Consider the following 12,047-nt stretch of genomic DNA (forward strand, 5'->3'; position numbering starts at 1 on the left):
TAAAGACTACTTTTGAAGCTATACACACACCGCAATTTAATTAAATTGCAAGAATTAGGAAAGCGAAAACTTTCCTTTTTTTTATGCCACAAAAAAAGCTGCCTCACTTTTGAGACAGCCTCTTTTTATTTATTGTAGTTATTAGAAATTCTAGTAATTCAGGTTCAAACCAAACCCTACTCCCATATCACTGTCGTAATGCGTGGTAAGTCCAAAATTCTTTCCTATTATATATTTCAAACCTGCCATATATTCTTTGTCTGTATTCCACATCAGGTTCATTCGCAGTCTTTTGGAAAGAGGAATATCCATGCGTTCCAGCTGAAAGCGAAAGTTACCATCAGTAAAAACTTCTGCTTGTGCAACAATTAACATTGGCAGAGTATAATTGACACCCGCACTAAAAACAGCTCTCTCATTTTTAGTGTTGGTTTGTCCAAAGAGGTTCTTTTCATACTCACCCATCTCCATCTTACGGTATCGCCAGTCAAACCCGATAAAAGGCATCAGCCACTGCATTTTGCCAATATACCTTCCAATATGGGTCTCTGTTTCGTAACCATGCATATCGGTGTACCCTAACCTCCATTCTGTTCCTATACTCCATCTCGTATTTTGATACATTGCTTCACCATCGTTACCATTGGTAGCAAAATCATTTTCTGCCATAAAATGGAACATCCTGTCATCAGCAAAGAGTTTTTTTTGAGCAGCTTTAGGATTTTGAATTTCCGGGTTAGGCTTTTGGTTTTCATAGCTAAAAATCCTTCCCATACCACTCATCATATGATAAAGGATATGGCAATGAAAAAACCAGTCCCCTTCAGCATTGGCAGTAAATTCTATTGTATCGGTTTCCATTGGCATAATATCGACCACATTTTTTAGTGGTGCATAATCGCCCTGATTATTAATCAGACGAAAATCATGGCCATGCAAATGCATTGGATGACGCATCATCGAACCATTGTACAATACAATACGCACATTCTCTCCTTTCCTGATCAGGATTTTATCTGTTTCAGATACTACTTTATTGTCCAGGCTCCACACATAACGATTCATATTGCCGGTAAGCTCAAACCGAAGTTCTTTGACAGGTGCATCCTTGGGAAGTGTTGTTTTAATAGTAGATTTGAGCATATTGTAATTTAAAGTTATAATATCGGACAATGCATTACTGTTGTATTTCGAAGATCCTTCTTCGGCATGGTTTTTATGAGTTGAATTTTCTTTCTTAACTGATTCACCATTTATTTCCGGATACATAACTACGTTCATATCCATTTGATTCAGGGACATGCTCATACCCATATCATCAAGATCGCCATTCATTTTCATCATACCGTTCATCATCTTCATTCCTTCAAAATATTTTAATTTGGGAAGTGGTTCAACAAGCTGTTTGATTCCCGAACCAAGATATAAAGAGGCCGATTTAGTTCTGTCTTCTGGGGTAGCCAAAAATTCATATGCTGTCTGATCTGCCGGAATTTTTACCACAATGTCATAGGTTTCAGAAACGGCTATAAGCAGACGATCTACTTCTACAGGTTCTACATCATTGCCATCGTTTGCTACAACTGTAATTTTACCTCCTGCATAGGTAAGCCAAAAATTACTTGAAGCCCCGGCATTAGAAATCCTCAAACGGACTTTATCCCCTCCTTTAAACTGAGACAACTGACTTTCATTTTTGCCATTCATTAAAAAACGGTCGTAATAAACATCACTTACATCCATGGCGTTCATTCTTTTCCATTCATTGACCACTTTCGTAAAAAAATGTCCCTGCCTGATGGCTTCTCCATAACTTTGGGTTGTTCCTTTTTTTATCGCAAACCAATCACTGGCATTATGCAGAAGCCTGTGAATATTGTGAGGTTTCATATCAGTCCATTCACTTAAAATAACAGGAACGGTGGGCAGATCATCAATACCTTTTCTAAAAGTAGGATCATCTGTTTTTTTATTAATTACAAAGGATCCGTACATCCCAATTTGTTCCTGAAGCCCACTATGGCTGTGATACCAGTGCGTTCCATGCTGAATTATGGGAAAAGTATATTTGTAAACTGTATGCGGTTTTATAGGCATCTGGGTCAGATAAGGAACCCCGTCTTCCTTATTAGGCAGGAATAGTCCATGCCAATGAAGCGAAGTTTCTTCATCCATTTCATTGTGTACATAAATTTCGGCAATATCGCCTTCTGTGAATGTAAGTGTCGGCATCGGAATTTGTCCATTAACGGCAATAGCTCTTTTTTGTTTGCCTGTGAAATTGACAAGTGTATCCCTGACATACAGGTCGTACCGTACCACTTTTTGCGCGGTTGCAGTAACAGCGATCAGCAATAGTATATAGATTGATTTCATTCTTTAAATTTGAATTATGGAATGGTTTCTACCGTTTTACCACAACTTAGCATTTGAACACCATAGTAAGGATTTTTTATGGTATTCTCTCTACTTAGCCAATTAGCATCTGCCATTGGGCAATATTGATAATAAACAGGCGCTGCTCCTTTAGCAGTTTTGAGCAATTCATAAAGATTTTTAGACAATCCCTTAAAACTTTCCCTTTGTTTATCTATTCCTTTTGCTGTTGCAATCGCGCCAGACTGCTCAGTCAATACTGAATTTACTTTCATCCAGATTATATGTTCCTGTTCAGATAATGATTCCATTTTTACAGCCGAAACAGCATCCACAAATCCTTTTGCTTTAGAAGCTACTGCTTCAGTATCAGACTGAATAAAAGCATCATTAAGAGCAAAATAAGCATCATAAATTGTTTGAAATGGACCTGCTTGAGCTGCTTGATTATGAACTTTATGAGAAGTAAACACCATTTCAGATTTTGGTTCAGCTTTTTTTAATTCCCTTACATATTTACAGCAATCAGGAAGTTTGTCGTAAGATAATTGTGGTGCTAAAAAACTGCTATTATCATAGCCGGCTAGAGCAATACGTTTTAAAATCTGATCTGTATTTGTTTTTTTGGGATCATAGGTTACAGAAGCCATTTTGGTATTTTTATCCCAGATAACGGCAGCCACATTTTTTTGATTACCTGCGTGTTCTATATTGTCCTTGCACATGGAACAATTTCCATATATTTTGATGTTCTCAGTACTATCATTTTTAACCTGAGACTGGCTACTAACTGATAGCAACAGGAATATTGCCATCATTATATTTTTGAATGGATACATAATAGTTTTTTTTAAAAGAATAATAAAAATCAAATTACAGCAACTTATTCAAAGCATGGTTGAATTGAAAGAGAACTGATATAATTAAATCCTGAGCATTAACTGCTCGTAAATGGACAGACCTTTGGCTGTCACACAATTCTATTAGCCTATTTTAGGGATTAGCCAAAGTGATCCGTAACCTGTCGATAAAAGAGTTTTAAAATCCGGGAATCTTTGTACTGCAGAAGCAATTTCTATTACAGTATTTGAAGTGACTGTTGGGGTAAAGAATAAAAATACTGAGCATGAAAAAGTGCAGGCACATTTTGTATGTGTACATGTTTTGCCATCACAATTATGATTTTTATTTTTGGAATCAGATGATTTACAGCAGGAATGTTCTTTTTCATTCTTTGTGGACATCTCTTTATGAGAAGGAGATTTCAACGATTTAGTGTTACAGGCCATACCAATACTGGGCATCAGCAAAAAGCCCAAAATAAATAATAATAAAAGAAAAATCCTTTTCATTATTCCTGTGATATTTTACAAAGATATGAAATCTATATTCATCTCTTTGCCCGATTAACGTTCCATTAATAATGTTCTTTTTTGAATATTTTAAACACCTATCCAAACAAAAAACATCATTTATTAAAAAGGCAAATACGGCTCTTTTCAGAATACCGTATTTGTCCAACTAATTCAATTTTTATAAACTTGCTTTTACTTCACCGCAAGTCAGCATATTTTTTGGATAGTAAGGATTTTTGATTTCCTTACTGTCACTTGTCCACGTAGCCCCTGTCATTGGGCAAACCTGAAGATATAATGTGGCGTCCTCAGCCTTAAACTTTGGAGCCAAGTCCCAGAATTTTACTGAAAGTTCCTGAACAATCTCACGTTGTTTATTAATATTTTTCGTTGCCGCTACCTGACTTACAAGATCAATTATTACTTTTCTTTTTGCAGTAGCTTCATTCATTTGTTCAAGCTTCAGTTTTTTAAATTTGAAGTTTTTTAATGAGGTCTTTAATGCTTCTGCACTTTTAGCAGCAGCAAGACTATCTGACAGGACTAGGCTGTTTTTTAAAGCCAGATAATTATTTGTGATTTCTTTTTTTTGTGCTTCACGTTTTGCTACTAACTCAGGTGTTACTTCTTGTTTTGATGTTAATTGTGCCTGCATGAAGGTGCTTAAGCAAATAAATGCTGTAGCTAGTATTTTTTTCATATGTCTGTTTTATTTAATTTTGAAATAATTTTGTCAATATCGATCAGAATACTTTCGAAATGATCTTTATTAATTCCTGTTGCTGAATTCATTAATCTGGTAACATCTGCCCTTAATTTTACTAAGTGCTGTTTTCCATACAACACTACATCACTGCGTTGTGCTGTATTTGACGCTTTGCCGGGTTCTAATTCCTTTGGTAACAAAAGCATGCCCAATTTTTCGACATAAGCTCGCTGAAGGCTTCTTCTGTAAAAATCCTGCTTTTCATCACCGCTGAATTTTATCCAAACTGTCTGCTGTAAATCGTTTAAAAATTCAGGAACCGTATAAGCTCCTTCAAATTGCAGTGATTTAAGACTAATATTATAAAGCATGCCTGAACTTAATAGCATATTTAATACCTGGTTTTGCTGGTCTAGTATTTGGTCAGCTGTTTTTAAACGAATAAGTTGGTCAATTTCCTGAGGATACATCCACAGAGGGGCAACAAACAATTGTCTTCCTACATAATCGATAGCTGCTTTTACTTTTGCTTTAGGGATTGGCTGATATACAATTCCTTTTTCATCAACTGTTCTTTTTGTAACGTAGTTGTTGCCAATATTTTTCAATACATGATACAAATACCTTGAATATTGTGCTAAAACCGCTTTATGCATGTCTTCTAAATTATCATAAGCATCGTTTGGCTCGTAAGTCCATTCTATAAGCTTAGGTACAACACGTTTTAAATTTTTAATTCCGTAATCGCTGGCAAGCACTGAGTCATCACCTAAATCTTCTGACTGGCTTCGTGGATCTTCGTCTTTTCCTTCACCTCCAAACCATAATTTAGGATTAACGGACAGGCTGTCTGTGGCCATTTTGCTCAGTATTTTTTCTTCTTCAAACTCATCTTTTGCATTTGGAAGATAACTGTATCCCCATTTAATTGCCCATTTGTCGTACATTCCAATTCGAGGATAAATCCCTGCCGGGCCAATATTATCTTCCGGTTGTGCCACATAATTAAAACGGGCATAATCCATTATAGAAACCGTATGTCCATTCGCTTCGACCCATTTTTTATCGCGAAGTTTTTCTACCGGAGTAGCACTACTCGCTCCCATGTTATGACGCAAACCAATCGTATGCCCAATTTCATGCGAAGAAACAAAACGGATTAACTGCCCCATTAGTTCATCATCTAAATGCATTTTTCTGGCTTTTGGATCTAAAGGTCCAGCCTGAATCATATACCATCTTTGCACCAATTTCATCACATTATGATACCAGCCCACGTGGCTTTCAATTATTTCCCCACTTCTCGGGTCACTTACACGCGGCCCATAAGCATTAGGTGTTTCTGAAGCATAATATCGTATTACAGAATATCTTGCGTCTTCCAGACTCATTGTTTTATCGTCTTCCGGCCATTCTTTACCCACAATAGCATTTTTGAAACCTGCCGCTTCAAAAGCTTTCTGCCAGTCATTAATACCTGCAATTAAATACGGTCTCCATTTTTTTGGCGTTGCCGGATCAATGTAATAAACGATTTGTTTTTTAGGTTCAACCAGTTCTCCTCTTAAGTACTTTTTGATATCCTTGTCTTTTGGTTCCAGACGGTAGCGCTGAATAATATATTTTTTTTCGGCACGCTGCTGGTCATCATCAAACAAAACATATTTATTGGCAAAAAAACCGACTCTTTCATCTGCAAAACGTTTTCGCATTGGCGTTTTTGGCAGCAATACAATTGAGGTGTTCAATCTTATTGTTACGGTTCCGCTGCTTGCTAAAGAACTCGTGTAGGTTCTTGTTGATTTTACCTCAATGTTGATTGGATAGGTTTCAATACTTTCAATAAAAGATTTATCATCAGCAAGAGTGGTTAATTTTTTTTCTGTTTTCTCTTTGGTTTCCAGAGAAAACATGGCATTGTCTTTTTTGAAAGCATCCGTAACATCAATAACAACATATCCATTATCAGGATTGGTAGTTTTTATTGGAAAAGCGCCTACAATAGGATTCTCGTTACTACCCGCCAATGCTTTTGCCAGCATTGAATCTGCGTTACGAACATCCTGTCTATATTGCAGTGATCTTAAAAAAACAGTATTATTAGCGCCCTTTTCAAAATAAATAGTCTGCTCATTCGCTTTTTCACCTCCAAAAATTCCCATTCCTTCAGGTGTCGAAAGGTATCGGGTTACTACCAGTAAGTATCTGTTAAACAAACTGTCCGGAATTTGAAAGTAGTATTTCGTATCTACCTGACTTACTGTAAAAAGACCTACTTTGCTTTTGGCTTTATCGGTAATTACTTTATTATAAGCCAGCATGCCTTTCGGCTGTGTGCTGGTACTGTCTGCTTTTTTTTCTGCAGTGTTTTGAGAAAAACCATGCTGCTGCGTGGCCAGCAGCATGATTAAAATTAAAAATAATTTATTCATCAGGATTAAAATGGGACTTTTTCGTCTGTGTTTAAAGTAAGTTTTGGATTTTTCATCAAAGCTGTCAAAGGAAACGGCACAATGTACAATCTGGAATTCGGTTGCAACGTATATGTTTTTTGCGGAACAGTTTTGTTAACAAGCGGAAATACTCTTGTAATTGTTTTTGCATATTCCGGTTCCGTATTTAACCTTTTAAGATCGAAAAAACGATTAAAACCAAACATTAATTCTTTTCTGCGTTCATTTATCACCAATTCCATTGTTTCTTTTCGGGTAGCCGGTACCGTTAAATTTACCGTACCAGACAAAATACGTTTTGCTCTTAATTGATTTAAGATATCAACAGCTTCAGTAAGTTTGTTTTCTCTCGCATAGCATTCAGCAAGCATCAGGTAAACCTCGGTCGTTTTCATTCCGACTGTTGGGTAAAAAAATCGGGTATACTGTGTTGCCCAGTAAGCGGTATTAGAACCAAGATCTAAATTGGTTGCACTTGTGGTATTAAAAAACAAATTAAAACGTGCATCATTAGTACCGAATAGCGTTCTCAGTTCTGGACTTATAATATTTTGTTGTGCAAAGTTCATTTCGTTATAACCTGTCATGTACATATAGCTAAGCACCTCTATATTATTTGCAGCAGGTACAGCAACAGCTGTTGGTCCTCCCTGAGCGCTGTAGGCTACCAAATCAAATATTTTGTTATTGTAGCTTAATGATTTCTCTGCGGCTTCTTTTGCAAGAGCAATTTCGCGTTTGAACAAATGAACTTTTGCTTTGAAAGCATAAGCAAATGCCAGTGACGGATGGTAAACATCACGAGGGGTTTCTTTAAGATATGGCAATGCCTCTTCAATGTCTTTTTGAATAAAATCGTAAACCTGTGCTACTGTTGATTTTGACGGCTGAGCTTCTAAATCAAATTTATCCATAATACAAATACCTCCATCGGTAGCAGCAGTCTGCGGATCATAGCCTTTTGCATAGTGATTTACTAACAAAAAGTGATCGTATGCTCTGTAAATTTTTGCTTCTGCTTTTGCTAATTGTTTAGTACTTCCTTCACCCTTGCTATCATCTACCAATGAAATAATAGTATTCCATCTGTTAATGTAAACGTAAGCCTGGTTGTAAAAGCTTGAACCAGACATTAAAGAAACCCTGTCAGTTGTTTCGTCAAAGGTAAAATTGATCGTATTGATATTAGGAGTTACTCCTATAACATTTGATTCTTTCATCCATTGGTCATCTACCAAATACTGAAAATTATTAATCGGATAACCTCTGTTTGGCAGGGAGACCATTTCGTAAAATTGATCTGCAGTCTCTATTACTAAAGCTCCTTTAGGAGTAAGGTCTGTATATTCTTCGCAGGATGCTGCACCAAACATTACCAGCAACAGCATTATGATATGTGTCTTTTTCATTTTTTTAAAGGGTTAGATTAAAACCAAATAAGTAGGTTTTGGACAATGGCAAATTACGTGTTCCTGAGTTCACAGAATAAACTTCGGGATCAATACGGTTTCCGGCTGCACTCCAATACCAGATATTGTTTACCTGGAAAGTAAATTTTGCTGATTCCATTTTGATTTTGTTTGCGAAAATTTTCGGAAGACTGTAACCTAATGAAATGTTTCTAAGTTTGATATAATCTCCATCTACCACATTCACATCGGAATTTCTCCATTGGCTGCTAATTGTTCCTGCATAAGATCTTACATTTTCTGCGAAATCAACATATAAACGTGTATTACCATTTGGATTTGCATCTGTATAACGATCTGAAATCCCTGAAAGATTTACTGCATCAGTACTCATGTCAATAGTCTCTTTACGCATTACATTTCCTCCTGAGAAAACAAACAACATATTCAGATCGAATCCCTTATATGAGAATCGCTGTGAGAATGAACCTGTATAAGTTGGGGTTAAACTTCCCATTTTTACCAATGCATTCGGATTAGAAACTGTTTTTATACTCGTTGATATCGGGTTCCCGTTAGCATCGAAAGTGATTGACGGATTTCCATTTTCATCCAGAACATAAGGATATCCATTAACTGTACCCCCGTATTTGTAAGCGTACAGGTTATTGAATACGTCACCTTCAAAAAAGTAATTTGATGGCGCACTGACATACACTGATGAACTTGACTGTGCTCTGGTAACTTTATCAATTGTCGTTTTGTTGTAACCAAAAACAACATTGGAATTAATGCGGAAACTACCATTATTAAACCATTCAGAACCAACAGTAAATTCAACTCCTCTGTTTAACAAGGCGCCTGCATTGATTCTTCTGCTTGTAGCTCCAACAGTAGGATCTAAATCGGTTGTTGCCAATAAATCACTGCTCAGTTTGCGATAAACATCAATACTACCTGTCAGTTTATGGTTTAGTACTGTATAATCTAAACCCAAGTTGGTTGTTTGTGTTTTTTCCCATCTTAACATTGGATTTGGCTGAGACGTAATGTTTATGTATTGTAAAGACTGATATAAGTTGTCATTTCTTCTTGTAGCAGTTACATAGGGTGTTGTACTTTGATCGACATTTCCACTTACACCATAAGTAGCCCTGAATTTAAGCATGTTAACCCATTTTACTTCTTTCATGAAGTCTTCATTACTAATATTCCAGCCTAAACCTGCAGACCATAATGGACGGTTTTTATATTTAGAATCTACACCAAATAAATCTGCACGATCCACACGGTAACTTCCTGTTACGTTATATTTAGATAAATAAGTATAACCTGCTGTACTGAAAACTGAAAAGTAATGATGTAAAACTTCCGTTTGTGATCTTGATATAGCTGCCAAAGTGGTATTATTTCCATAAATATAACTAGGAACTCCTGTTTGGCTAAGTGAAAGGTTATTCAATGTAGCAGAAGTAAGTGTAACCGGATCGTAACCATATCGTATTTGTTCAATACCTCTTGGAACAAAAGTTTCGCGCATTTCAAAACCGGCAACTGCATTAACAGAATGCTTCCCTTCACTAAAATCCTGACTAAAATCTAACTGATTTCTAAAAGAATAGTTACTTGCCTGACTGCTCCATTGTTTGTAGCGTCCTCCTGCAGAAAAACCATCTACATAAGTGTAAACATTTGTAGTTGGGTTATACCCTGTCAAGGCATTGATGGCATAACGCATTCTGTATGAGTCAACGGCATAATATTGATCGTTATCACTTTTTCGTAATTCATATTGAAATTGTGTATTAAAGCTCAACCCTTTCCATATCTTCGCACGAAGGTTTGTAAAGGCTCTTAAACTTAATGAGTTTTCATGTGTGATACCTTCATTAAGCGCATCCAATACGTTAAAATTAACTGATTTAAAACCACTTAAACTGTTTATTTTTGCAGCCATAGCCGGGTTAATAACACTACTACCGGTAAAACCATCTTTAATCCCTACAAACTGTGATAATACGCGGTCTCCGTTATCATCCGTAATACGCTCATATCTTTTTTGAATATTATAATTACCGAAATCAAAATCAGTAACATCATCGTTGCTATAGGTAGCATTAACCCCAAAAGTTGCATTTAACCAGTTGTTTACCTGAAAACTGCTTTTAACATAAAGATTAAATGCCTGACTTGTGTTGTTTACGATACGATTATCTGCGGCGTCATAATTGAATGAAACATAAGTATTCTGCTTACTCGTACTTCCGGAAAATGCCACATTGTAACGCTGTCTGAATTCGTTTTGCCATACATTATCCCGATAATCTTTTATGTAATCGTTCTTTCTCCATTGAGCGATAGTAGTATCGTAATCTGTACTGCTCACTTTTCCGTCTTCAAGATCCCTGTTAAGCTGGTATAAAGGGCTATAATATTTTGGGCTGCTGCTTCCAATATCGCCATAAGCATTGAACATTGTAGCTGTATTGGCAAATCTGGCTCTTTCTCTGTTATACACAGCTTGTTCAAAATCAATCAAATCACTTGTAGAAGCGTAATTCATATCTTTAATATTTGGTTTTGTACCAATAAAAAAATCAGAATTTATGCTCACTTTAAGCTTGCCATTCCCTTTTTTGGTAGTCAAAACAATAATACCATTTGCTGCTCTTGAACCATAAATAGATCCTGCTGCTGCATCTTTAAGAACATTTACACTTTCAATATCATACGGATTAATCTGATCAAGAGTCAATTCGGTTGGCAGACCGTCTATAACCAAAAGCGGACTATATCCTACTTCACCAACAGAAAAAGTGCCAATACCTCTTAGTATTGGAGTATCAGCTGAAGCTCCTGTCGGGTTTTTCTGAAACATCAAACCTGCCACACGTCCCTCAAGGGCAGATGCTAAATTAGTGTTGATATTTTCGTTTAATACTTTTTCATCTATTTTGGTAATAGCACCGGTAGAATGGCTTCTGGTAAGCGTCTGGAATCCTGTCACAACAACATCTTTCATTACAGAAACCTTATCTTCAACAACAAGTGTTAACTGGGTGCGTCCATCAATGGCAAAAGATTTTTTTTCAATAGTTAATCCAGTACACTCTAATATAGCATCCAGAGGCGCATCATCAAAAGAAAAGCTGCCGTCAAAATCAGTTATACTATGCTTGTTTGTCCCTGAAATTGTAACATTTACTCCCGGAAATGGCTCGTTTTTACTGTTTAATACTTTTCCTTGTATTTTTCCGGATCCGTTTCCCCGCTTTTCCTCTTTTTCTTTTGCAGCAGTTACCACTATCGTTTGATTGGTAAGTGAATATTTTAAATTTTGCGAATTGAAAATTTGATTAAGCGTTTCTTTTAAACCTGAATTCTTAACATTAATCGTTACCGGTTTCGAATCTTTTAGCAGTTTTTGCGTATAAAAAACTTCGTAATTAGCCTGTTTTGCTACTTCCTTCAGGACTGTTTCAAGTGATGCATCCTTGAAATTAATAGTAACATTTTGTGCCTGAACCGTAAAACTGCATAACAGCATAAACAGCAAACCCAATATCCACGGATAATTAGAAAAATGAAACCCCGGAATTGTTTTCCTGAGTTCTTTGTAAGGTTTTTTTGGTTGTAAATTAAATTTCATACATTTACATTTAGTTATAGTTAAACAATAGTGGAAAACTCATATTGGCTATCAACTTTCTAACAACCAGAAGCATCGCAACTGCCTCTGGTTTTTTAG

General features: G+C 36.3%; 7 protein-coding genes. All 7 read right to left on the reverse strand.

Features of this window, described 5'->3' with window-relative positions:
- Positions 1–150 precede the first annotated feature (150 nt).
- A complete protein-coding gene (locus K8B81_RS15055) occupies positions 151–2,376 on the reverse strand; it encodes a multicopper oxidase domain-containing protein (protein ID WP_223682387.1) in 2,226 nt (741 codons plus the stop codon).
- Positions 2,377–2,390: 14 nt separating this feature from the next.
- On the reverse strand, positions 2,391–3,215 hold the full coding sequence (locus tag K8B81_RS15060; RefSeq protein ID WP_223682388.1) for a DUF3347 domain-containing protein: 825 nt from the start codon (positions 3,213–3,215) through the stop codon (positions 2,391–2,393).
- Between the two features lie 144 nt (positions 3,216–3,359).
- Complete coding sequence (locus tag K8B81_RS15065) at positions 3,360–3,728, reverse strand: hypothetical protein (RefSeq protein ID WP_223682389.1); 369 nt, start codon at positions 3,726–3,728, stop codon at positions 3,360–3,362.
- 181 nt (positions 3,729–3,909) lie between these two features.
- The gene (locus tag K8B81_RS15070; RefSeq protein WP_223682390.1) at positions 3,910–4,431 is read right to left on the reverse strand and encodes a DUF3347 domain-containing protein; all 522 of its coding nucleotides are present in this window, start codon (positions 4,429–4,431) and stop codon (positions 3,910–3,912) included.
- Positions 4,428–6,869, reverse strand: coding sequence for a zinc-dependent metalloprotease (locus K8B81_RS15075; protein ID WP_223682391.1), 2,442 nt, complete (start codon positions 6,867–6,869; stop codon positions 4,428–4,430). The genes K8B81_RS15070 and K8B81_RS15075 overlap by 4 nt, the downstream gene beginning before the upstream one ends.
- Positions 6,870–6,874: 5 nt before the next feature.
- Positions 6,875–8,299, reverse strand: coding sequence for a RagB/SusD family nutrient uptake outer membrane protein (locus tag K8B81_RS15080; protein ID WP_223682392.1), 1,425 nt, complete (start codon positions 8,297–8,299; stop codon positions 6,875–6,877).
- A gap of 4 nt (positions 8,300–8,303) precedes the next feature.
- Entirely contained in the window at positions 8,304–11,948 is a 3,645-nt protein-coding gene (locus K8B81_RS15085) for a SusC/RagA family TonB-linked outer membrane protein (RefSeq protein WP_223682393.1), read from the reverse strand.
- Between the last annotated feature and the right edge of the window lie 99 nt (positions 11,949–12,047).

The organism is Flavobacterium hibisci, assembly GCF_020026925.1.
GTDB lineage: Bacteria > Bacteroidota > Bacteroidia > Flavobacteriales > Flavobacteriaceae > Flavobacterium > Flavobacterium hibisci.